Raw genomic sequence first — 24,600 nt, 5'->3', positions numbered from 1 at the left:
GTGATCATTGCCCCAGCGCAACCTCCGGCCATCCGTTCTTCCATGAGATGGTGGAAATCTGCATGGCAGGCTTCCCAGTGTGCGCGTCATAGGCATGAAACACGATCAGGTCGCCGCCGTGAGGGTTATTGGCAATCGACTCGCCGCCGGGGCCGAGCCATTTTGCATTGGCAGTCAGCAAGGCTGATCCACCACCTTCCGTCATCGGCTTCCCGCTCTTATCGAGGTAGGGGCCCGTGATTCGCGATGCTCTTCCAACCATGGTGCGATAGGTGCTCCTGGTTCCGCGGCAGCAGAGATCCCAGGAGACGAAGAGGTAGTAGTACTTGCCGTGACGCGTGATGAACGGCGCCTCAACAGCCTCCCAATCTGGCGGTAGATTCGGTGGGGCAGGCGCTGCATCGGCGGGCTTGGCCCTCCTGGCGAGTGAGTAGAGGGTAGTGTCTTGTTTTGAGGGCATCCCCGCGGCATCAAGTCTCCGCATCTTGATGCCGCTCCAGAAGCTGCCGAACGTCAGCCATTCGTGGCCCGTCGCGTCCTTAATGAAGTTTGGATCGATGGCGTTGTAGTCATCCTCCAGCGTCGACTTCAGAACGAGACCGTGGTCTATCCATTTGTAGTCTGGACTGTGTGCATCGAGCGTCTTGTTCGTGGCTAGCGCAATTCCGGAAGTATTCTTTCCAAAGACAGAGTAGGCGTAGTAGAGACGATATTCCCCGTGCTCGTGAGATATGTCCGGTGCCCACAGGTCTTTGGTGTCGGGGCTGATTTGCCTGATCCATTGCGGAATCTGCTCGAAGACGTGCCCGCAGAGCGTCCAGGCATGCAGGTCCTTCGAGCAGCGCACCTGGAACTGGCCGCCATCTTTGGCTCGTCCTGTTGCGAAGACATACCAGGTGTCTCCAGCCTTGATCATGGACGGGTCGTGGGTGCCCCAGTAATCACCGCTGAGGGAGATAGCTTTCGGCTGCTGGCTGAAACACATACCCGACGACACTGCAATTATGAACACTGCCAGAGCCGTTATGAGCCGCTTCATCGATATAACTGTTCTTCGCATGCGAGATAATTTCATTTCTTCAAGAAAGCACTTATCGGAACTATTCCGATAAGTGCTTGATCGCTATGCTACCTGTTTGTCGGATAGCTATGAAGTTGCGGCCCAATCACGTTGGAGAACTTGTAGTTAGCAAGCCGGTCGTCATCGATTGTCCAGAACATGGCTCCTATCATCCCGGGGTAGCCGCCCGGCTTGAGCAGTTTGTAACTGGCGCCTGCAGGAGCCTTGCCGGTGATGATGTAATCCATTGCGTGGCTGACGACTGCAGGTGTTGCGTCTCCGGTTAAGAAGCCGACCGCGACCTTGTCAGCAGGCACCGGCGGGAAGAACTGCTTGGGATCGCCGCCAACATTGAAGCCATGGAGTACAAGCTCCGTCATCGCTGCATGGTAGTCAACGGAGCCAGCCTGATAAATCTCTCCATCAAGACCTTCAAGTGGTGGTGTGTTGTAGTCCTGCACATCAATGAAGGAAAGAATGTCACGAATTGCGTATGTTATCGGCAGGTACGATCCGAACTGACCGCCGTAGCTTGGGTATCCGGAAGGAATCTGCGTTCCTTCCGGAACCAGGCTGATCATGAAACCTGGCCCAAAATGATCGTGCAACTGTCGCAGCCCTGCTATCAGATTGACGATGGACGGTGTGGTCGGATGCGTGAAGTCCGTGTCACCGGCGGCGATGGTGAGAGATGGGCTTTCAAAGTCGATATCGATCCCGTCAAAGCCATACTCGCTCACAATGCTCGAGACTGAAGAGGTGAAGTTCGGGATGCTGCTCGCATGCGCGAGGGTGAAATATTCCCCACCGCCGCCGAGTGAGATCATGACCTTCTTTCCCTGTTTCCTCAGCAGCGCAATATCGGCTTTGAACTGTGCAGCGTCCAGTCCAGCGGGTAGCTGGAAGCGCAAAGTGCCTTCCGGCGCGTTCTTGACTGGCGAGGCGAAGGCGACAATGATGACATCCCATTGCGGTGAAATTTCATGGAGCGGAAAAGGCGCGCCGGCGGCTCCGTGGCCGGTCCAGTAGCCAATCAGCTTGTGGCCATTAGGCGCACCGGTTAAAGGGAGCGCTGCGGCTGTGGGCATGCCCGCAGAGGCGTCTGTCTGTCGGCCGCGTGCGGAGCAGGGCCTGGCTGGTTCGTTCAGCGCCTTTGCGTCTGGAAAGCTGTAAGTGCTTCCGAGCCCATCGCCGTTGCCCGTGTACCAGGGCAGCAGGGCGACGTTCTGCAGATGATAAGTCGCGTCGTCTGACTGTACGAGGTAGGCTTTCGATGCAGGGAAGTTGTTCTTGCGATTAGTATCCGTAGGTTCGAGCTGGAAGTATGTAGAGGCTACGCCCGTACCTCCGCAGCGCCCTTGGTCTCCCGGACGCATCGTGGCAGGACGCATCCAGCGTGGGAAGGCATTCCCTGGAAAGTGAACGCCCCGATTCTGCAGCGCCGGATCCAGAAGGGGATCGTGGAGCGGGTCGTTGATGAACTCCGCGAGTTGTTGCGTGAGCGGCTGCACGTCGCGATCCTCAACAATCCCGGGTGCATGCTTGAGATAGGAAGCGAGCACAAATGAGTTACCTGTAGAGGAATCGACACCATGTGCTCCCCATGAGCAGCAGACCGTTGCATCGTTGACCGCGTAATAGGTGGTGTTGTGGGTCATCGCGATGATAAGCTTGCCGTCCTGCTTCGGTACCTGCTGGAAGAGAGCTTTCTGCAGATAATTCACATCAACGACGGCGAAAGAGCTGCCATCTTTTCTCGAAGTAAGAACATAACCATAGCCGACGGGAATGGTGATAGTGACGGGCTTTACCTCCGGTTTGGCAAGCAACGTGTGCCATTCGCTGGCGGCGGGAAAGGTAGTGCGCAGCATCGCGTCGGCATACTGGGTTGTGCCGCCGGAGGTGAAGGCGAACCTGGAGAAGACGGGCGAGCGCAGCACGCTCTCTACATCTGGACCAGCACCCATCTGGTATGGTTTGCCGTCCAGCTTCTTCGCATCGAAAGAAAGCGTGATGGGAACGAGCACAGTGGGGATAGTGGTCGTGGCTCCCTTCGCAGGATCGCTGCCTACGAGAGTGTAGGACCTGTGACCCACGGAGTGCTCGAACGTAGGTACTGTGCCCTGCGCGCGCGCAATCTGCATTGTGAGGGCGAGGAAGAGGAGCTGGCAGAGGAACTTAAATCTCATATCTGGCTTCACGAACCTATAATACGGGTGATGGGTGGCGATGCCGAACGATCCTCTGCAACTCCCGCATAGCGGTAAGGTCAACAGCTCGTATCGCCGGGTCGGCGCGCCATTGACGCGAGTCAAAATACCATGTTTCGATGAAACTCAGTGACCCGCAAACCCTCGCTTCCTGTAGACACAATTCTTCCGGAGATTATCGCTTCGTTAAGACGTAGTCCTGCTCTTGTGATTGAAGCCGCACCTGGCGCGGGCAAAACGACTCGCGTGCCACCCGCTCTCATGGAGATCGTCAGTGGGGAAGTGGTCGTCCTGGAGCCGCGAAGGATCGCGGCGCGCCTTGCCGCGCGGCGAGTGGCTTGGGAATGCGGTGAAGAGGTTGGAGAGACAGTCGGCTACCAGGTTCGTTTTGAAGAAGTTGCCGGACCCCGCACCCGGTTGAAATTTGTCACCGAAGGCGTGTTGACGCGACGCCTGCTCTCCGATCCGTTGCTGAAGGGCGTCTCTGCTGTGGTGCTTGATGAGTTCCATGAGCGTCACCTTGACAGCGATCTTGCGCTCGCGCTTTTGAAGCGCCTGCAACGCCAGCGCTCCGACCTGCTCATCGTGGTCATGTCGGCCACGCTGGATGCCGCTCCCGTAGCGAGATACTTGGACGACTGCCCGGTTGTGCGGTCTGAGGGGAGATTATTCGAGCTATTCATCAAGCATCTCCCTTACTCGTCGAAGACTCTCGAAGCACAGGTGCGGGAAGCAGTGGAGTCGCTCCTCGACGAGAAACATGCAGGGGACATTCTGGTCTTTCTACCCGGAGCTGCCGAGATTCGTCGCGCCATGCGGGAGTGCGAGCCGACTGCGCGTCGGTCTGGTTTGCTCATGCTGCCGCTGCACGGCGATTTGCCGGCTATCGAGCAGGATCGCGCCGTCGCGCCCGCCTCTCAGAGGAAATTGATCCTGGCCACTAATGTTGCGGAGAGTTCTGTAACTGTGGAGGGGGTAACGGCAGTCATCGACAGCGGTCTCGCACGCATCGCAAGCTACTCTCCGTGGACCGGCTTGCCTACCCTCCACGTCGGGCGGGTGAGCAAGGCATCTGCGACGCAGAGAGCGGGGCGCGCAGGTCGTACTGGTCCCGGTCGCGTCCTGCGTCTCTATCCGGCCGAGGACTACCTGCATCGTCCGGACCACGACACACCGCAGATCATGCGCAGTGACCTCTCCCAGCTTTACCTCGCATTGCGAGCTATGAGGGTCGAGGATGCAGAATGCATCGACTGGCTCGATGCCCCGCCTGCGGTTGCGGTCAAAAGAGCTGAGTCATTGCTCGACCGGCTTGGCGCCACAGGAGCGATGGCGCAGCGACTGGCTCGATACCCGTTACCGCCGCGGGTGTCGCGCATCCTTGTCGAGTCCGCCGCGCGCGGCGTAGGAGAGCAGGGTTGTATCGCAGCGGCGCTGCTGGGGTCGGGCGCCAATGCGGGAAAGAACGACATCCTCGCCGCAATGGAGCTTCCTCCGGAGCCGCGCACGCGGCAGCATCTTGAGCAACTTCGCAGAATTGCGCGGCCGCCGCGGCAGGCGCGCCATGACGATGACGCACTGCTCATGTCGTTGCTTGCAGGCTTTCCGGATCGCGTCGCTCGTCGCCGTTCAGGAAGCCAGGTGCTGCTGTCCACAGGCGCGTCGGCGGAGATTGCGGGTGAGCCTCCGAGGTATGAATTCATGATCGCGGTCGATGCCGAGGACCGCAAGGATAAGCCGTTGCCGCTCATTCGCATGACCGCGCGCATTGAGCCGGAGTGGCTCATCGAGCTTTTTCCCGAGCATGTGCATGAGCAGTCCGGCGTTCTCTGGAATCGCACCTCCGAACGGGTAGAAGCGGTGAGTGCGCTGCGCTACGACGAACTGGTGATTCAGGAGACGCGAGGGGCGGCGCCCGATGCCGATGCGGCAGCTGAACTGCTGGCACAGAAGGCGCTCGAAGCTGGCATCGAACGTTTTGTGGATGCAGCAGAGCTGCAGGAATTCATGGCGCGCGTTGCCTTTGCGGGATCGGAGCCGCCGGATCTCGACCAGGCACTCCGCGAGTTGTGCTCAGGGCTGCGCAGCTTCGCTGAGCTAAGAAATGCCGCAAGCAGCTTTCTGCCCATGCTTGAACAGCGTGAGGGAGCGCGAAGGCTCAATGAAATTGCCCCTGTACGCATCCGCCTGCAGAATGGCCGCCAGACGAAGGTCCACTACGAGGGCGGCAAGCCGCCGTGGATAGCCTCTCGTCTACAGGACTTTTTCGGCATGCGGGATACACCACGGATTGGACCTGATCGAACACCTGTTGTGGTCCACCTGCTCGCTCCCAATCAGCGGCCGGTACAGACAACAACAGATCTGGCAGGGTTCTGGGAGCGGCTCTATCCGCAGGTGCGGCGAGAGTTGATGCGCCGTTACCCGAGGCATTCGTGGCCGGAACGTCCGTGAGGCACTCGCCGGTCGTGTGTAGATTGGTTCAAGAGAAAGGACAGATTCATGCCGCTACACCTGCTTTCAAGAGTAATGCTGACGGGGCTTGCGGGAACGCAGGGTCTTGCGTCACTGTTGATTGACCTGAACCGAACGCATGCTACCAATCCACGCTGGCCCGGGCATGCGCGGTTTCACGTCGTGTGGCAGGTGTTCAATCACGCACTCGGCGCAGTTCTGGCCCTGATGCTTCTCTGGTGGACCGGCGCGTTTATGAGCCAGCGCTTCTATCTGGCAACGGTCATCACGAGTCTGCCCATGATCGCTTTTCTAGTCGCACGTACTCTCCGAAGATTGTACGGCGGCACTCTGCACGACGAAAATGGAATCGCTCCGCTCCGCATTTATAGAAAGGGGCGAACGATTGAGTTCGACATGAACGGGGTTATGGTTAACGTTGCAGTGGTTTTGCTGCTGCTGGCAGTAGCTCTTTTTCACCAAGGCTTGTAGGAGTTGTATGGGCAGGAATGGAGCGCCCTTCCCCCTCCTGCAGGACCAGAATAGGGCGGGAGGGAATGCTGCGATTGAGAGCGGCGTCCAGTCGCTCCGAGGGCTCATTCAGTCCATCGTCCGCCAGAGGAAATGTGCCGAAGTGGATTGCAACTGCCGTAGATGCGCCCAGGACTTCATGGGCCGCAACTGCTTCCTCCGGAGTCATGTGGATAGGACCCATGAACCATTCCGGCTTGTAGGCCCCGATGGGAAGCAGCGCAAGCCTCATCGGTTCAAATCGCTCTTTGATCGCGCTGAAATGATCCCCGAAACCAGTGTCGCCCGCAAAGTAGATATTTCCTGTTGCATCCTCAACCACCCACCCGCACCATAGCGCCTTGTTTCGATCAAAGGGAGTGCGAGCAGAAAAATGCTGAGCGGGTACACAGTGAATGCGTAGACCTTCCCACGGTTGATGGCCCCACCAGTCAAGCTCATGAATGTGGCGCAAACCTGCCTGCCTGAGTAGCTTGCTGGTGCCGAGAGGGCAAAAGACTACAGGCTGGTTTCTTGCCGCGAGCTTTTTCAGCGTAGGTAGATCAAGATGGTCGTAATGATTATGGCTGATGAGTATGCAGTGAATCTCAGGAAGGTCTTCAAAGACGATGCCCGGGTGGCGATGCCGCCTCGGGCCAAGAAAAGAAACTGGGCTTACCCGTTTCGACCAGACCGGATCCGTGAGAAAGTTAATTCCCTTGGTCTGAAGGAGCACAGTAGAGTGGTTGACGAAGGTAGCGACCAACTCTTCACCTTCTACCTTGGCGGCAGGGCGGGGGCCCGGAGCTGAGTCTACGTACGGTGGCCAATAGCCGATCTTGCGCCGGATGATCCATTTCATGAAGTGGGAGAAGCGCTGCGGCTGCGTTCCGGGATTGAAGAATCGTCCGCGCCTGAAGTGGTCAGAAGAAGACGGAGTTTGCGTCATTTTGTACCCTTCATTACATATAGCCGAAAATGCAGGCTGGTTGGCTAGCTTTTCCCTCGCATGGCGACAACCCATTTTGCAATAGCTTCAATCTGCGCATCCGGCAGGTATTCATGCCCGGGCATGTTCGTTCCAGGCAGTCCAAACTTGATGATCGTGGCAATGCGCGCACGGAGTTGAGCAGAGCCTTCATTCGTAGGAATGTACAGCAGGTGATCGGTTGCCAGGTTCGGCGGCAGACGCGTAAAGCTCGCCGCCCATCTGGTCCGCGCTTCGCCTCCGGCTTCGTGACAGGTGGCGCAATGCTCCTTGAAAAGCTTGCTGCCATCGAGGCGATCTGCCCCAGCAATAGAGGCTGCCGAGGGCTGCCAATTATTCATTACGCCGCGCAAATGCTGCCCGCTTTGCGGGCTCTTGAGACTGCCCAGATAGGCAACCAGCGCATCTCCGCGGCCGCTTTTGAAGAGATAGGAATAGTTCGGCATCACCGATTCATAGCTGACGGCTCTCGGATCCATCAGGTGAATACGCAGCCACAGCGGTGAGCGTCGGCTGCCGACTTCGCTCAGGTCTGGCCCCTGGCGTCGGTTGCCGATCAACGGGGGCTTTTCTCTCCGAATGGCCTCGAGGTCACCCACCGGACCCCACATCTGGACGTCAGGAGAGTGAGGGCGAACATATTGGGAATGGCAATTGATGCAGCCCTCGGAGATGTAAACCCGACGGCCAGCCTGCACAGCTGTGACTCTGTTGACAGGTTTCCTGCTCGCGTCCTTCGGTGAAAGCACGTGCTGGATTCCGAAAGAAATCGCGACCACGGCAACGATAGCAACGGCCTCTCGCCGAAAGTGGTGAACCGCCCACCAAATCCATGGTAGGAAGAACAGAGTTGCGGCTGCCGCTATGAAAGCGGGTGGAACACGATGCAGGTTCTGCGCCATGCCGATGCCCATCGCCGAGCCGATCCATCCCGCAACAGCGTAGATCCAGCCGGCTCTGCGTACTCTCTCTCTGTCCGCAAAGCCCGGCATTAGAAAAGAGGGGTAAGCGACCAGAGCCACTGAATAGAGCGAAACCCCTGCGGGATAGAGGAAGGCCGCGGCGCCCGCGTGCGCGGGGTGCAGCAACAACAGGCAGGCTCCAGCCAGGGAAGCGAAGGCAATGGAGAGTGTAGCCGGCAGTCCACGCCACCTGAGCAGTCCTGCACTGGCTATAGCGGCTGCCAGGTGAATGCCTCCCGTGCGCCATAGATGGCCGGTACCCTCCCAGGTGCCGGCTTTGAGCGCGGGAGAGTTTTGAATGATGAAGAACGCCGCCGAATCAAACCAGACCAACGCTGTGAACCACACGAGGACAAGTGCGAAGGCGGGTGCGCCGCGTTGTCGAATAGCCGTGTTGCTGTGCGTAGAGGGCGTGACGGCAACGGGATTCGCGAAGAGGATACCCAGAAGAGCGGCGGAGGCGGCAGTGATCGCAATCGCCGCAGGCGTCGCTGTAAATAGAGGCGGATAGTTGCAGAGAAAGTAGCCAATGCCTGTACCCAGACCAACCTTGAGCAGTGGCTGTTTCACGCCAATCCATAAAGGCAGATTGGCCACGAGCGTCACGGTGAGCAGTCCGAGCGAAATGCCGATCAGGAACGAGACGGCGATACAGCTCGCGGAATTGAGGCGCAGGAGCGTGAGGGCGGCAGCTGCTCCGGCGCCGAACAACGCCGCCTGCAGACGGCGTCCTGAACTCTTTAAGAAGGGTAGAAACGGAGCCAGCAGGCTGGCAAGAATGCCTCCCGCCGCCATGGCGCCCATCACTGCTTTGAGATGAGTTCCTTCGAGGCCTAGTTCCTGCAGCCGCTTGAGAAATCCAAACTGCGCAAAGATAAGGAAATAGACATAAGTGATCGCAACGAGGGCGACCCCTCGCCACCCATCGAAGCGCCCTTTATGCAGCATCGTTGATGCTGTCGGCTTACTTTCCAAAGTTGAGCCAGCCTCTGCGAAGTCCGATCCACTGGATCATCGCAAATGTTCCATCAGTCAGGGCTACTCCGGCCCATGCACTTTCCAGTCTTCCGGTTGCGATCTCAGCCACGATGAAGAGCGCCACGAGTGTTCGGAAGAGAGCAGTGATGAACCACTGTGTCTGCCAGCGAGGAGCACTGCCCGCTCCGGCCGCGGCGGTCACCGCGACCCACAGATAAGTAAGCCCCACAGACAAAACAAATACGCCTATGTAGCTGACGAAGACGATGGGGTGCGGGATTACCTTGATGCCCATCAGTCCAAGTGTCCATGCCGGTGCGAGGAGAAGAAACAACCCAGTGCCGGCATCACAAAGACCAGCAGCATATTGATAAAGCACGATCCAGAATCGGCGATCTCGTCTCATACGCTGGCCGCCTCCCGCAGCGACCGCGTGGTGGATGAGGAGCGGTGTGAGCGAATTGTCGTTGTTCTCATGCGCATAGTAAGTCGTAGAAGCCAGTTGCAGGATGCTGCCGTCATTGCAACGCCAAGCACAAGGCGCAATCCATAAATCGCATTCCGCATCGCGCTGGGCACCATTGTGAAGGTGGGGTCATTTCCCTCGATCCATCCCGCGAGCAGCATGATGACGACATACGCAAAGGTAGCGCTCTGCCAGGCGAAGAAGGCCCATCGTGAATCGAATACATCGCCGTCGTCGCCCAGCAGCACTACCAGCAGCAGAATCAGAAGGCTCGTAACAAAGCCCGCCATTGCCATCAAGGAATGGCCCACCAGCCCATCCGTAAACTTGAGATGATCGAGCACGCCGGGAAGAAAAAGGCACCAGCCCGTCGGGATCAAAAGCGCCCACCAGGCCAACACAGCTATCCGCCACTGCCTTGTGTTTCTGTGCCAGCAGAAGCCGCTGTAGTACGCGGGGATGAGCGGCACCCAGACTAGCAGACTTCCCAGGCTGATGAACTGCGTCGGTCTGTGGTGGCTCACATCCCTGCGGCCGAGACCGAGGCAAAGCAGACACTCCAGCACAAAGAGAATCCACGCGGCCGTAATCCACTGCTTACCTCTTGGACCTCGCCTGGTGATGCCATAGGGCAGTAGAAAGAGAATGAGGACAATCACCAGCACAGACTCGAGCTGGCTCGCACCTGTTGGGCCGCCGCTGTCCGGGTTCACCGGCGGATAGATAGAAGGATCTGCCGCCATGTAAATGGCGACAGGAACCAGAGCGAGTAAGGCCAGACCCAGCAGCTTTGCCCCGCGAATCGCAGCCGAGGCATTCTCCGGCGACCGGAAATGCTGTAGGAAGGCTCCTGCCAGTACGAGCCAGAGGAAGAAGATAGACGCAGGGAAGAAGACGCGGCTGTATCCTGTCCAATCCAGAAAGAGCTTGCCGCTGGAGTGACCATTCAGCCATGAGTAGGCCCCGACGGTAAGGGCAAGAGACCAGAGCCACAGTGCGCCGCGACTCCAGTGGGCTGCAAAGCCGCGTTCTGCCTGGTAAACCTTGAGCAGCCATGCGACCAGCGGCAGGCTTATCCAGCCATAGAGCTGAAAGTTGAGATGGACCGGCATCCATCGCCCATAGCTCCATTCGCCGAGCCAGCTACCGGCTGCCGGGTAGAGAAGAAGGAGCGCGAGCCAGACGCCGATTACGTTTGCCACGACAAGCCACGCGAGACTGTGCCACGCCGCCGCCGCGAGGACGGAAGTCTCGCGTGCTTCCGGCTGGATGGGTCTCACTGCATCGTGATCATGTGAGGCTCGACTCACAGATCCTCCCATCGCGCATCTCTACAAGCCGGTCGCATTTCTGAGCAAGGCCGTGATCGTGCGTTGCCATGATCAGGGTGATGCCCTCGGTTGCAACCAACTCCAGCAGCAGGTCGAAGATTTGCCTGCTGGTGCGCTCGTCCAGCGAACCTGTAGGTTCATCCGCAAGCAGGATGCGGGGCCGGTTCATCAGCGCACGACACAGCGCAGTTCGTTGACGCTCACCGCCGGAGAGTTTCTGAATGCGATGCTTGAGTCGATGCGTGAGGCCGGTGCGCTCTGTCAGTTGCCGCAGTCGCTCCAGAGCAACGCTGCGGGACGTACCGGCTGCGACCGTTGGGATCAGGCAGTTCTCTTCAAGCGTAAGGTCAGCGATCAGGTTGTGAAGCTGAAACACAAATCCAACTTCGTGTCGCAGGAGATGAAGTGAGCCCTGGCCATCTCCAACCGGCTTTCCGTTCACCGTCACGCGGCCACGCGTAGGATGATCAAGGCCGCCAAGTAGGTGCAGGAGTGTGCTTTTGCCACACCCTGAAGGGCCGCATAGCGCCACCGTCTGACCTGCACGCGCCTCGAAGTCCACTCCATTCAAGACCTGAATCGTCTCATCGTCATAGCTCTTCCATACATCTTCGGCACTGACGACGACGGCTGTCTTCTTAAGGGCAGGAGTTAGAACACAATTACTCAAAGCGAAGCGCCTCCACTGCGCGGATACGCATGGCGTAAAAGGCGGGATAGAGTCCGCCGGCAATTCCCGTGAGACATGCGAGGAAGACGACCGCCACGACTACCAGCGGCTGAATGTCTGCATCTACGTAGCCGTGCAACGCGGGAATCAGCTTGAGAGCTACAATTGCAGCCGCACCAATCAGTAGCCCGGCGACTGTGCCTATGAGCGAGACCACGCCAGACTCGCCAAAGATCATTGCGGCTATCTGGCCATTCGAAAACCCATTCACGCGGAGAATCGCGATCTCACGAATGCGGGTAAAAACAGACATGATCATCGTATTCGCGACGCCCAGGCCACCCAGCAGCAGACCGCACGCACCTACCGCCCAGGCTGTGGCCTTGAGAATTCTGAACTGCGAGTATGAGCGATCAAATTCCTGATCCTGAAGCGCGATCAGGGCTGGATATCGCTGCTTGACCTGGCTCTTAAAGGCGGCCTGATCGTTTCTGCTCTTCAGTTTCACTGTCAAGACAGATGAGGTTCCTTCTTTGTGGAAGAAGTTCTGGGCACTGCGTAGGGGCATGAACACGCCGCCATCTTCAAAGCCATTTTTAGTTCTGATGATGCCGATTACAGAAAAGACTCCGTGGCCAATCGAGACCTTGCTGCCAACCTTAGCGTTCAGGAATTCCGCAGCCCGTTCTCCAAGTACAACTTGATTTGCACCGGTTCCAAATTCACTTCTCGTGCCCGCAAGCCACGCCGCGTCGTGGATGCGCGCATCTTCGGGCGTCACTCCGAAGCAGGTAATGATTGGATGATCGAGGCTCGATACAACCCCGAACAGAACCGGGTTGGCATGCTGCACCATGCTCCAGCCCTGGATGTCCTTCACCGCGGCATCGGGTACGCTGCTGAAAAACAGATCCGAGACATTCCTCTCAAAAACAAGGATCTGGCTGTCTGCCGAGAGCAACCCTGAGAACATGCCAACTGCGCCTTGGAGGATAGTCACTACTGTCAGCATTGCCGCCACACTGAATGCAATGCCGGCTACGCTGATCAACGTGCGAATGCGATGACGACCTAGGTTTGTGAGTATCAACTTCAAAAAAATCATAGGAATAATGCCAGCTCTTACTTAGGATAATGTCGAAAGTTCTTTGTCGAACTGCTCGCGGATACCGTTGAGAAAGCCGAACGAGGGCTGCCGCTGACTCAGCTTTGAGATGATCCGATCACTGATGCGCATTAAGCGATCGACCTTGCGAAAGGATTCGTGGATGCCAATCGTAAGTGCCAGGTTTGGACGGTCAAGGTCCGCATCTCTGGCCGTTGTCTTCCCACCCTGTTCTGCCGTGTGCAGGATATCCTTCAGGTCATCGACTATCTGATAGCTCAGGCCCCACGATACGGCCAGCCGCTTGAGCAGATGAATCTCTTTAGGAGGAGCGCCTCCTAGCATGGCAGGGAGAACCAGGGCCAGCCTGATCAGCGAGACGGTCTTGCCCAATGCTATCTGTTGAGGCACGCGAGAGTCAGCGGTCAGCTTTGAATAATTAATATCCTGGCTCTGACCGTTCAATAACCCGGCCACGCCAAGATTCTGTTCGACGTAATCAAGACACGCCGACTGAAGGCCGACAGGGAACCCGGCAACCGCTTTCCATAGAAGGGCATAGGCACGATTGATGAGAGCAAGCGCTGCCAAGATGGCTGCGCCCTCTCCGAAGAGGTGATGCACGCAGGGTGCTCCCCGGCGATGGCTGGCATTGTCCATACACGGAAGATCGTCGAAGACCAAGGACGCGGTATGGAAATATTCGATCGCAATCGCGAGCTTTTCTGCGCTTCCTTCCGGCAATCCGTAGGTTCGCCCTGTACGCAAAGCCAGATCAGCGCGTATCATGCTGCCGGGACGCTCGAGCGTCTCCCGCAGGGCCCCAGAGAGGTGATGTTCTATATCAGAAGCGAGATGAAAACTTGATAGAAACGCATCCTCCAGCAGTTTTCTGGTTGATGCGCTCTGTACGACTGAAAGCATACTTTGGACTCCGCCTCGATTAACTCGTGCTCCTTAGACGACTGGCCTGTTAAAAGTGTAGGTCGGACCGCTCTTTGATCGCTTGCGGTGAGCAACGCACGCCAGCGTCAAGAGTCTCCAGCGGAAGTAAAAGCGCTCCACTTGTTTCTAGTAGAGCACGGCTGTCACGCCGGAGATGACGAAAAGATGACGCAGCGGTGACGAAAGCCGAAGGTTTCATTCATGCAGCAAGGGCCTCAAAAAAGTTTGATCGCCAAAGAACAGTCCATCGGAACGATCATAGATGCGGAAGTTTGCTGCTATCCCATCCGCCACCGAGCGCCTTGATGAGCAGAACGCTGGCGTCCAGCCGCCGCTGCAGGATCACAAGATCATTGCGCTGATTGTTGAGCGCCGCCGTCTGCCAGGTCACCACCTGCAGATAGGTATCGACTCCGCCCTCGTAGCGGGTTTGAAACAAGTCGAGCGATTGCTCGGCCGATGCTGTGGCCTCATGCTGCTGGCGTTCTTCATTTGAGAGCACACGAAGAGCAGCCAGGTTATCTTCCACCTGTTGAAAGGCCGCCAGCACAGTCTGACGATAGTTTGCGACGGTGGAGTCATACTGCGCCACGGTAATCTGCTTTGTAGAGCGCCGGCGTCCAGCATCGAAGAGCGTCTCAGAAAACGTCGGCCCGACTGCCCAGAATCGGCTTGGCCAGGTGAACCAGTTGAGTGCTGATGTTCCGAGCAGCCCGGTGCTTCCGCTCAACGAGAGGGTAGGGAAGTACGCGGCCTCCGCGATTCCAATCTGCTCGTTCGCAGAAGCCATTCTGCGCTCGTCTGCTGCGATGTCCGGACGGCGTTCAAGCAGGGTTGCAGGCACGACTGCCGGTATCTGCGGGATGGCAGGAGCATGCAGGTTAAGCGGAAGGGGCGGCAAAGAGAATTGCGCCGGCGGCTTACCGATAAGCACCGCGATAGCGTGCTCGTACTGCGTACGCTGCACCTCGAGGTCGGTCCGCTCCACGAGCGCCTGATTCAACTGGGTCCGAGCCTGCGCTACATCCGATTGCGGCGCAGCCCCGCCATCAAAGCGGTCCTGCGTAAGCTGCAATGCGCTTTCATAGGCCTTAACCGTGTCGTCGAGCAACTTCGTTTGTGCATCCGTCCCGCGGAGGCCGAAATAGTCCAGCGCAAGCTCGGCGTGCAGGCTCAGGCGCGCATTTTCAAGATCGGCAGCGCTGGCCTGTGCCTGCTCACGGGCAGAGGTTACGCCGCGCCTGATCCGCCCCCATAGATCAATCTCGTAGTTCAGATCGAAGGGCAAGCTGAAATCGCCGGTGCCATTGTTGGCCAGGTTTGACGGAAAGTACGGCTGGTTTGCTGAATATCGTATGGTGCCTACACTGGGTCCTACGGCGATCGTGGGAGCTTCGTTAGACCGTGCATAGCCGATCTGCGCCCGCGCTGCCCGGAAATTTGCTTCCGCTGCTTTGATCGTCTGGTTTGCAACATCCACTTGAGGTTCAAGTGCATCAAGTTGCGGATCGCTAAAGATAGTCCACCAGTCGCCCTTCAGGGCATTATCACTGGGCCGACTTTGCTTCCAGCCATCCTGGCCAGAAGCTGTCGCGGGAGAGGCCTCTTTATAAGTCGGAGCAATGATTGGCTGAGGCTTTTTGTAGTTCGGCCCCACCATGCAGCCAGCGAGCGACAGTAGCCCTGCTGCGATCAGCGCCATCGCGGCTGACTTCATTCTCCATCTCCCTTTTCGATTCTTACCCGCTCTCCTTCTGCAAGCGAATCAGAGGGATTGAGTATCACCTTGTCTTGCGGTGTGAGGCCCGAGATTACCTCTACCTTATCGCCATAGTCATGACCAATCTGCACGGGTACAAGCTGCACCCTGCCGTCATGAACTACGCCTACCCGCAGGCCTTCCGCGCGGAAGAGCAGGACATTCGCAGGAACGGTTAAAGATGACGCTGAAGGCGGAATGGGAAGGTGAACGAAAGCATACTGTCCGGGCAGGAGCCGGTGATCTTGATTGGGAACATCAACCTCGACATTCAGTGTTCGGCTCGAGATGTCAATTGCGTTTGAATTGCGAACTATGCTGCCTATGAATTTCTGGTTTGGCGCTGCATCCGAGGTAACGACAATGCGGTCGCCGGTATGAACGGAATTTGCGTAAACCTCGGGGACGGGAACGAAAAGGCGCAGCTTGTCCGTCGACGAGATATGAAAAAGTTCTGATTTGGGAGAGTTGTTATCTCCTGCCTGGATCAGGGAGCCGATATCGATATTGCGCGCAGTGATTACGCCGTCAAATGGCGCTGTCACCTTTTCAAAGCCTTGCAGTTGTTCCAGGCGGCGCAGGTTAGCCTCAGCGGACGAAAGGGCAGACTGGCGCGCGCTGTAATCACTGGTCGCCTGGTCTGCTTCCTGATGGGAGACAGCATTTTTGGCCAGCAGCTTCTTCCATCGCTCGGCTGTTATCTGGGCGATCTGCAGGTTTGCCTTTGCGGTTGCCAGATCCGATTGTGCCTGCTGGACCTGCTGGTCTAGTTCCGGAGTCTGGATCTCTGCGAGCACATCACCGCGATGCACATGTTTGCCGATATCGGTATACCAGCGTTTGATGTAGCCGCTGGTGCGGGCGTAGATAGGAGTGTCGATGTAGGCCTGGGTGTTCGCTGGAAGAGTGATCTCGAGGGCGTTGGCACCCTGGCTTGGATTGGTGATGGCCACAGTCATCACTGCGTTCTGCGCGGTATTTTTGGTTAGCGTCTCTTCCGCGTGAACTCGCGTGCGGATTCCAGTGATAATAAACACTCCAATTACGAGCAGCACAGCAGCAACGACGAGGATGGGACCGCGCCCGATTTTCCCATTGCTGTCCAGCACAATGGGCGGATCGGTCTGGGTCTGGTGCGCTGCAGGCTTGCCCTCCTCTGCAGGTATTCCTCCCTCACGCGTGTCTTTCATTGCTTCCTCGTGTTGCATGGTTCCTCTCACCTTGCTTGTTCGTCCATCTTTTTCATCCACGACCGCGTCTCCGTATTTGTCCCTTGCTTATGCGTGCTGCGGATGATGATCCGCTCCCGGAATACCCGCGGCAGGCTCTTTTTTGTGACTGCCATGGAGCATGCCGAATACCGCAGGCACAAACGCGAGCGTAGCAATGGTTGCGCAGAGCAGTCCGCCAATTACTGCACGACCAAGCGGGGCATTCTGTTCACCGCCGTCGCCCAGGCCCAGGGCCATAGGCACCATGCCGATAATCATTGCCAGCGCGGTCATGCAGACCGGACGAAAACGAGTCGCCCCTGCTTCAATAGCCGCCAGAACGGCATCTCCATGTTCTGCGAAGCGGATCTTCGCGAAGGACACCACAAGAATGCTGTTTGCCGTTGCGACTCCCATGCACATAATGGCGCCCATTAATGCGGGCACGCTTAGCGATGTATGCGTCAAGAACAGCAAGATCACAATGCCGGCGAGAGCCGCTGGCAGGGCTGTGATGATGATGAAGGGATCAAGCCAGGACTGGAAGTTCACGACGATCAACATGTAAACCAGCAGGATTGCGAAGACGAGACCACCCAGCAGCGAGATGTAGGAGCTGCGCATCGTCTGCACCTGTCCGCGCAGCGAAACGAACATGCCGCGTGGCAGAGACTTTTCGTGGCGATGAACGATCCTCTGTACGTCCTTGGCTACTGCGCCTAGATCCCGATCCTGTACGGCTCCGTAAATGTCAATGACTCTGCGAATGTTGTAGTGCGAGACAACGGCCATCTCGTGGCCGCGCTGGATCGACGTCAGATCACCTAATACTTCCGGAGTTGCATGGGGCGCGGCCGAGCCGGTTGAGTTGATAGGGATATTCTGAATGTCCTGCAGCGTGTTCATGTGGTACTGCGGAGTCTGCGCTACGAGCTCATAATCAACACCATTCTTGTAGTTCAAATAGAACATTGGTGTGATTTGAAAGCTGCTGCTGAGGCTATTCAGCATGCTTTGCGCCACATCGCGGGTTGTATATCCACCTTGCTGCGCTTTGGTCCTGTCCAGGCTTACATCGAATGTGGGATAGTCCATCGGCTGCTGAATGCGAAGGTCGGTCAACCCCGGCACCTGGCGTAGTTCCTGGATCATCGCCGTTGCTTGCTGCGTGCTTGCAGCCAGATCGTTACTCTGCAGCTGTATATCGATGGGTGCGGGTAAGCCGAAGTTAAGTATCTGCGTGGTGATGTCAGCCGGCAGAAAATAGAAGAGCGTTCCTGGAAATTCCTTCGGGAGATCCCGGCGCAGCTCACGAACATAAGCCGCTGTTGGATGATGCTCACGATTCAACGTCACCATGATGTCGCCGTCTGATGCGCCTATGATGCCCGACGTGCTGTGCATGGTGTTCATCGGACTGTAGGGCAGGCCAAGGTTGTCCAGAATATTATTCATCTCCCGAGGGGGAATCTTGGTCCGGATCGAAGCCTCTACGAGATCAGCAAGCCGGGCAGTTTCTTCGATCCTCATGCCGGTTCTGCCTCGAATATGCAGGATGAATTCTCCGGAATCGGTATTCGGGAAAAAGTCCTGGCCAAGAAAAGGAAGCAATAGAAAGGCACAGAGGCAGGCCAGCAGAAAGGCGGGCACAAATGCCTTTCGTGACAAGACAAGCCGCGTCAGCATGACCTGATAGGCGGCACGAACCCGCTCGAAGATATTCTCGAAGCCGCGTTGAAAGCGGATGAATGGATTGCTTGTAGGACCATGATCTTTCACCCGCAGAAGGTACATGGCGAGCGTTGGCACCAGCGTTCGAGAAAGAATATAAGACGCGATCATCGCGAACATGACCGCCTCGGCCAATGGCACGAAGAGATAGCGTGATACACCTTCGAGGAAGAACATCGGCAGGAAGACAATACAGATGCAGAAAGTAGAGACGAGGGCTGGTACCGCGATTTGCGCAGCGCCCTCCAGGATCGCTTCGCGCAATTCGTATCCGTTCTCAAGAAACCGCTCAATGTTCTCGATCGTAACGGTGGCGTCGTCCACCAGGATGCCGACGGCAAGTGCCAGGCCGCCAAGGGTCATCGTGTTGATGGTTTCGCCGATCAGGCTCAGGACAATGACCGAGGTGAGAATGGAAAGCGGAATGGAGATGGCGATGATGACGGTTGAGCGCCAGCTGCCGAGGAAGAGCAGAATCATCAGACCGGTGAGCGCAGCGGCAATGATCGCCTCGCGGATGACACCGGAGACCGCGGCTCGCACAAAGATGCTCTGATCGCTCAGCGGAATCATCTTCAGATCAGGCGGCACTGTCTGCGCCACACGCGGGAGTAAGTTCAGGACTCCCTGAACAACGCTCAAGGTCGAGGCATTCCCAGCCTTGAGCACACTGATCAGGACGCCGCGATGTCCGTCCTGCCGTACGATATTGGTCTGGAAGGCTGAGCCGCTGCTGACCGTTGCGACATCACGCAGATAGACGATCGCGCCATTTACCTGCTTGATGGGCATCATGCTGAGTTCAGCAAGAGAGCGCGGAGCAGCGTTCGTGCGGATGTCGTATTCTTCTGAGCCTATCTTTGCTGTACCAGAAGGCATGACGACGTTCTGTGCGTTCATCGCGCTCAGGATATCCCCAGGTGAGACGCCTTTGGACTGCATCTCCTCCTGATCCATGCTGACGGTAATCTGTGGCTGCTTGCCTCCATAGGGAAGCGGGAGTACAGCTCCGGGTACGGTCACAAGAGACGGGCGGACCGCATTCACGCTCAGGTCGGCGAGTTGTTGTTCGCTAAGTCCTTTCCCGGATACTCCCAGTTGAAGAATCGGTACGCTGGAGGCGCTGAAATTGATGATCTCCGGCGGGAGTGTTCCAGGAGGAAGCTGGCGCAGGAGGTACTGCGAGGCAGCGGTTATTTGCGCATTCGCGGTCTCAAGGCTGGCGCCCGGCTGCAGAAATACCTTCACCACGGATACGCCGTTATAGGTCGTGGATTCCGTGTGCTGAATATTATCGACGAGAGTTGTGAGCGCCTTCTCGTAGGGTGTGGTGAGCCGACCTTCCATTTCCTCCGGATTGAGACCCGTGTACTGCCATGCGATCGCCACGACTGGGATATTGATGTTGGGGAAGATATCGGTGGGCGTGCGCAGGATTATCACTGGGCTCATGATCAGGATGAGCAAGGCCAGGATGATAAAGGTATACGGACGATCCAGTGCTACTTTAACGATCCACACTCTAGGAAAGGACCCCCTGTCGATGGCAATTGAAACAGCCATCGAAACTACTGCTACCTAACAATTGACTCAAATCGAGCAGCCTGGACTCGTAATTTTACGGATAGAACGAAGAGAGAGCGAGATAGCCTGCACTTGGAATGCGTTAGTATCTGATGCCCAGCCGCTAACATTGTTGTAGTTAGTACGAGTTAGTATCAATGCCGCAAATGTTCAGCTGCTGTTGCGAGCAAAATAGAAGATGCATATGTTAGTAAGCTCTTGCATGGAGCTATGCAGCTATCTCGACGACACAGCTGCATAACTCCGCTGTTCAATGAGTGCTAAGCCATTCCTTCGCGCGCCTCTTTCCATAAGTCGATGGACCCTTCCTGCGCGTGGCTGTCAATATCGCGAAGCTCGGCAGCAGAGAACTGCAGGTTCTTTAATGCATCGAGCGAGTTATCGAGCTGTTCCACATTGCGCGCTCCGATCAACGCTGAAGTAACTCGCTGATCTCGAAGTACCCAGGCGATTGCCATTTGTGCCAGCGTCTGCCCGCGTCCTTGCGCAATTTCGTTGAGGGCCCTCACCCGGCCGAGATTTTCCTCACTCAGAAAGTCTTTTAAGAAGGAACCTTCTGCCTTTGCGCGAGAGTTCTCTGGAACGCCCCTTAAATACTTGTTCGTCAGCAGGCCTTGAGCCAGAGGAGAAAATGCAATGCAGCCTGCGCCAAGCTCATCGAGCGTCGCAAACAACTCCTCTTCGATCCAGCGATTCAGCATGGAGTATGACGGCTGATGAATCAGCAGAGGCACACCTTCACTCTTCAAAAGTCTTGCCGCTTCTCGTGTTCGCTCCGGACTGTAGGACGAGATGCCTACATACAGAGCCTTACCTTGTCGCACAGCCTGCACCAGCGCACCCATCGTTTCCTCTAGCGGCACATCCATCCAGGGCCGGTGAGAGTAGAAGATATCGACGTACTCCAACCCCATGCGCTGCAGGCTTTCATCCAGGGACGCAAGCAGGTATTTGCGTGAACCGCCTATGCCGTAGGGCCCGGGCCACATATCCCATCCCGCCTTCGACGAAATCAGCAACTCATTGCGATAGCTGCGAAAGTCCTTCCGCAGAATCTCGCCGAAGTTTTCCTCAGCTGATCCATAAGGAGGGCCATAATTATTTGCCAGGTCGAAGTGGGTCACGCCCCTATCGAACGCGCGCCGGATCACTGCGCGGCCCGTCTCAAAGACGTCTGTGCCGCCAAAGTTCTGCCATAGGCCGAGGGAAACCGGCGGAAGCACGATTCCGGATCGTCCGCAACGCCGGAATGTTGCCTGGTCATACCTCTTCGCGTCTGCTACATAGCTCATTTATCTTGATATCCTTTGTCGTCACTGCCAACAGGTTCGAGTCGTCCATCCCCACTTTTGCTGGGGACATTGAAATTATTTCATAATCAGTTCAGAAATTATTTCGAAAGTCGATTCTGCCTCGAGGTTCGGTGTGAATACGACACATTATCGGATTTGCTTATGGACGGTATAAGCGGAGTTGGAGGCAATAGTCAGATTGCCGCTGCCTGCTAGCCAGGGGCTGTGCCGGCTCCTTCAGGCTATTTTGCCGGGAAATATTGCGATTTAGGCGTAAAACCATGATAGGCAGGCGGTTAAGTCCCGGGAGCGCCAACCCCAGGCGGTCTTCCAGCGTAGGGAAATGAGCCGCTATTTCCGGCGACACGAGAGACCACGCTAGAGGATATCCGCGCCCGGCGAGGGGAAGCGATCTAAGGTTGCCCCGCCCCGCCTAATACCAGTACGCACTATAATGACCGCACGGAAGAGACGATGACGATACTAGAGGATACCCGCCAACTCATTCAGGATTTTTTAGCCTCGGAACTGCGCGCCATTGGCGCGCAGCTTACAGCAATTGACGTGAGACTGGACGCCATAGACAAGCGGCTCGACCATATGGAGGCACGCCTTGACCGCATGGACGCACGCTTTGACAAGTTAGACGAGCAGCTAAAGAGCGATGCCTTGCGCGCCGAGGCGAGAATAAATGACCGCTTCGACCGTGCCGAGCGAGACGCGGAGGCGAGACAGGCGACACTGATAAAAATTTTCCGGCTCGATGAGCGGATGCAGCGCCTAGAGCAGAGAGAGCTGAGGGCTAGTTAAAATGCGCAGGATACCGATGCAATCGGCCATTGCTCCGACACAGTAAAAGCAGCGGGGACAACCCTCGGATACCGCACTCTTGGTCTCCCTGGCTAGCTAGTGTCCGACCACCTCGATCAGTCCCTGTTCACTGCCACTCCAGGCTTTGGCGCCCTCCTGGGTCAGTTTGCCCGCTGCGTCGTCCCAGCGGAGAGTAGTGATCTGGTCCTCGCCCTTTTCGTAGTTATAGGTGGTGCCGTCGTCGTTATAGAGGGTAAATTCGGCATTTGCGCCGGGGTAGACCCTGATCTTCGCGAGTGGCTGCTTGTCATGCGTGCTTTCAACCGGCACACCAAGCGGCAGGATCGATCCGGCCTTCACGAACAGCGGGATCGTATCGATGGGTGCCTGAACCGTGATCGTCTGACCGCCGCGAATCTTTTCATTAGTCCAGTAGTTGTACCAGTCGGTGCCCGCTGGCAGGTAAACCTCACGAGTGGTCTGACCCTGCTCGACAACGGGCGCAACCAGCAGCGCTGGGCCGAACATGTACTCATCACGAAGATCAGTGACTTTCGGATCGGTGGGGAAATCCATGAAGAGAGCACGCATGAAGGGCGCGCCGGTCTGGTGCGTAAACCAGCCAAGCGAATAGATATACGGCATGAGCGTATAGCGCAGCTTCAGGTACTTCTCAAGAATTGGTTCAGCCTGCGGCCCGTAACTCCACACTTCGTTGTAGTTGCGAGTACCGTGCGTGCGCATGGTGGGGAGAAAGGTTCCCCACTCAAACCAGCGAACGTAAAGCTCGGGATAGTCGTCGTTCTGGTGGACGTTGGCGCGCGCACCTGTGGGATCGATGAGCGGCGGATGCGCTGGCACATGCTTGAACGGGAGCCACTGCCACCCGCCAATATCGTTGCCGGTGTAGGCGATGCCCGACGCCGCGACGTTGAGCATGGTCGGCACCTGACGGCGCAGCGTGTCCCATGTAGGCGAGATGTCCGATGACCAGAAAATAGCCCCGTTCCGCTGTGCGCCGAGGTAGGCATCGCGGGAGAGCGTCAGTGCGCGGTGCTGCTCATCTCTGCGTACGCCGTTGTAGATCGCTGCGGTGTGGAAGAGCGGATAAACGTTGAAGAACTCCGCCCCCGGTCCAACGTGGAAGTAGGCGCCATCGGGCGGAAGGTCGGGCTCGGTTTCATCGGCCCAGAAGTAGTCGAAGCCCTTTGAGGCGATATTGTTGTGGATCAGGTTCCACCACCACCTGGCCGCTGCCGGATTGGTGGTGTCGATGTCTGAGCCTGCCTTGTCATAGGGAAGGCCGTTGACGGGTTGGCCGGGATAGGGCTCATCGGCGGTGATTGGCTGGCCACTCGCATACTTTTCAAACCAGTCATTCTTGAGTATCTCGTCGTAGTAGCGCGAGCCTGGCGCGAAACGCGGCCATACGCTGATCATGGTCTCAATATTTTCTGCATGCAGCTGCTTGTTCATCGCCGCAGGGTCAGGCCATGCCACGGGATCAAAGTCGTATTGGCCCATCTTGGTGTAGTAGAACCAGTCGACGACGATCATATCGAGCGGCAGCTTGCGCTCACGGTAGCCCTTGGCGACAGCCAGGACTTCGGCCTGCGAACTGTAGCGCTGCTTGCACTGGATGAAGCCATAGGCGGCCTTGGGCAGCATGGGAGTCGCGCCCGTCAGCAGCCTGTAGCCTTCATAAATTTCATCAGTCGTCTTTCCTGCAATGACGAAAAAGCTAACCCGCTTACCTAGAGTCGAGGTCCATTTTGTCTGTCCATCAAAGCCAGGCGAGATAGTCGTGCTTGAGGGGTTGTCCCAGACAATTCCGTAGCCCTTGTTGGTCACCACAAAAGGCACGCAATAGGTGGGCGCAGCAGGCGCCAGGTAGTTGGCCGCGCAGGTGACTGGCCGCTGGCGATGATCCAGAAAGCCTTCCTGGTTCTCGCCGAGGCCGTAGTAGTGCTCGTCGTCGGGAGACTTGAAGCTTGCGCCGACGGTGTAGAGTGGCAGATCTGCCGGCAGGATGCCGCGAGCGTTTTTGAGCGTATCATCCTTCTGGTTCAGTTCGGCCATCTGCCAGCCGTCCATATCGACGAGGGAGGTTCCATCAGGCAGCGTCACTGTGATGTTGGCTCCAGGCACGGAGCCCGAAAAGAATTTCGCCGTATCGGGCAGCTTCGCTTTCGGGTCGCGTTTATAAGCCGGCGCCACCGTGACCGTCATCCGCGCACTCGTATAGGTATCAGCGCCATTCCCGCTGGTGGCATGTTTCCAACCGGCGTCATCCTGCCGGGCAACGAAACCGTAGCCGGGGCCGGCCTCGGCTTCCTTCGCAATTGTGCTCAGTGTGATGCGTACAACATTGGGCGCGTAGGGCTCAATCGTGATCGTCTGTCCATTGCGCGTAAGCGGAGCATTCTGGGCGAGGGCGGAGGTAGCAATAGCGAGCAGCAGGACTGCCGAACAGCGAAGCATGTGAGCCTCAACAGGGAAAAGAGATGAAAGCTGATGATACAGCACGCTCCAGT

At 57.1% G+C, this 24,600-nt stretch carries 17 protein-coding genes; 3 read left to right on the top strand and 14 right to left on the bottom strand.

The window, feature by feature from the left end; translation table 11 throughout:
- Positions 1–4 precede the first annotated feature (4 nt).
- On the bottom strand, positions 5–1,039 hold the full coding sequence (locus C7378_RS06040) for an arabinan endo-1,5-alpha-L-arabinosidase (RefSeq protein WP_131993407.1): 1,035 nt from the start codon (positions 1,037–1,039) through the stop codon (positions 5–7).
- Positions 1,040–1,128: 89 nt separating this feature from the next.
- Positions 1,129–3,249: a glycosyl hydrolase family 18 protein gene (locus C7378_RS06035; RefSeq protein WP_131993404.1), complete on the bottom strand. Its 2,121-nt coding sequence runs from the start codon at positions 3,247–3,249 to the stop codon at positions 1,129–1,131.
- Between the two features lie 150 nt (positions 3,250–3,399).
- Here C7378_RS06035 and hrpB point away from each other — a divergent pair, with 150 nt between their 5' ends.
- Together hrpB and C7378_RS06025 are read left to right on the top strand one after the other, a co-directional pair.
- A complete protein-coding gene (gene hrpB, locus C7378_RS06030; protein ID WP_131993401.1) occupies positions 3,400–5,724 on the top strand; it encodes an ATP-dependent helicase HrpB in 2,325 nt (774 codons plus the stop codon).
- Positions 5,725–5,772: 48 nt separating this feature from the next.
- Positions 5,773–6,216: a hypothetical protein gene (locus tag C7378_RS06025; protein ID WP_131993398.1), complete on the top strand. Its 444-nt coding sequence runs from the start codon at positions 5,773–5,775 to the stop codon at positions 6,214–6,216.
- Here C7378_RS06025 and C7378_RS06020 read toward each other — a convergent pair.
- The 11 genes from C7378_RS06020 to mgrA form a co-directional block, all read right to left on the bottom strand.
- Positions 6,158–7,183, bottom strand: coding sequence for an MBL fold metallo-hydrolase (locus tag C7378_RS06020; RefSeq protein ID WP_165876686.1), 1,026 nt, complete (start codon positions 7,181–7,183; stop codon positions 6,158–6,160). The genes C7378_RS06025 and C7378_RS06020 overlap by 59 nt on opposite strands.
- Before the next feature lie 44 nt (positions 7,184–7,227).
- Positions 7,228–9,132, bottom strand: coding sequence for a cbb3-type cytochrome c oxidase subunit II (locus C7378_RS06015; RefSeq protein WP_131993392.1), 1,905 nt, complete (start codon positions 9,130–9,132; stop codon positions 7,228–7,230).
- Between the two features lie 16 nt (positions 9,133–9,148).
- The gene (locus C7378_RS06010; RefSeq protein ID WP_131993389.1) at positions 9,149–9,568 is read right to left on the bottom strand and encodes a hypothetical protein; all 420 of its coding nucleotides are present in this window, start codon (positions 9,566–9,568) and stop codon (positions 9,149–9,151) included.
- Positions 9,565–10,938 (bottom strand): heme-copper oxidase family protein, encoded by a 1,374-nt coding sequence (locus C7378_RS06005; RefSeq protein WP_131993386.1) that lies wholly within the window; start codon positions 10,936–10,938, stop codon positions 9,565–9,567. Before C7378_RS06005 ends, C7378_RS06010 begins: the two co-directional genes overlap by 4 nt.
- Positions 10,919–11,629: an ABC transporter ATP-binding protein gene (locus C7378_RS06000; protein WP_131993383.1), complete on the bottom strand. Its 711-nt coding sequence runs from the start codon at positions 11,627–11,629 to the stop codon at positions 10,919–10,921. The genes C7378_RS06005 and C7378_RS06000 overlap by 20 nt, the downstream gene beginning before the upstream one ends.
- Positions 11,622–12,734, bottom strand: a complete 1,113-nt coding sequence (locus C7378_RS05995; RefSeq protein ID WP_131993380.1) for an ABC transporter permease — start codon at positions 12,732–12,734, stop codon at positions 11,622–11,624. The genes C7378_RS06000 and C7378_RS05995 overlap by 8 nt, the downstream gene beginning before the upstream one ends.
- 21 nt (positions 12,735–12,755) lie before the next feature.
- Positions 12,756–13,658, bottom strand: a complete 903-nt coding sequence (locus tag C7378_RS05990) for a polyprenyl synthetase family protein (RefSeq protein WP_131993377.1) — start codon at positions 13,656–13,658, stop codon at positions 12,756–12,758.
- A gap of 277 nt (positions 13,659–13,935) precedes the next feature.
- Positions 13,936–15,396 (bottom strand): efflux transporter outer membrane subunit, encoded by a 1,461-nt coding sequence (locus tag C7378_RS05985; RefSeq protein WP_131993374.1) that lies wholly within the window; start codon positions 15,394–15,396, stop codon positions 13,936–13,938.
- Positions 15,393–16,646, bottom strand: coding sequence for an efflux RND transporter periplasmic adaptor subunit (locus C7378_RS05980; protein ID WP_131993371.1), 1,254 nt, complete (start codon positions 16,644–16,646; stop codon positions 15,393–15,395). The genes C7378_RS05985 and C7378_RS05980 overlap by 4 nt, the downstream gene beginning before the upstream one ends.
- A gap of 69 nt (positions 16,647–16,715) precedes the next feature.
- A complete protein-coding gene (locus tag C7378_RS05975) occupies positions 16,716–19,901 on the bottom strand; it encodes an efflux RND transporter permease subunit (protein WP_131995496.1) in 3,186 nt (1,061 codons plus the stop codon).
- Positions 19,902–20,224: 323 nt separating this feature from the next.
- Positions 20,225–21,256: an L-glyceraldehyde 3-phosphate reductase gene (gene mgrA / locus C7378_RS05970; protein ID WP_131993368.1), complete on the bottom strand. Its 1,032-nt coding sequence runs from the start codon at positions 21,254–21,256 to the stop codon at positions 20,225–20,227.
- A 474-nt stretch (positions 21,257–21,730) separates the two neighbouring features.
- On the opposite strand from mgrA, the gene C7378_RS05965 reads away from it, so the two are divergent.
- Positions 21,731–22,066, top strand: coding sequence for a hypothetical protein (locus C7378_RS05965; RefSeq protein ID WP_131993365.1), 336 nt, complete (start codon positions 21,731–21,733; stop codon positions 22,064–22,066).
- Between the two features lie 96 nt (positions 22,067–22,162).
- On the opposite strand, the gene C7378_RS05960 is transcribed toward C7378_RS05965, so the two are convergent.
- Positions 22,163–24,547 (bottom strand): glycoside hydrolase family 31 protein, encoded by a 2,385-nt coding sequence (locus C7378_RS05960; RefSeq protein WP_131993362.1) that lies wholly within the window; start codon positions 24,545–24,547, stop codon positions 22,163–22,165.
- Positions 24,548–24,600: the final 53 nt, after the last annotated feature.

It is taken from the genome of Acidipila rosea, from assembly GCF_004339725.1.
Taxonomy (GTDB): domain Bacteria; phylum Acidobacteriota; class Terriglobia; order Terriglobales; family Acidobacteriaceae; genus Acidipila; species Acidipila rosea.
This window is presented reverse-complemented; position numbering and strand designations above follow the sequence as displayed.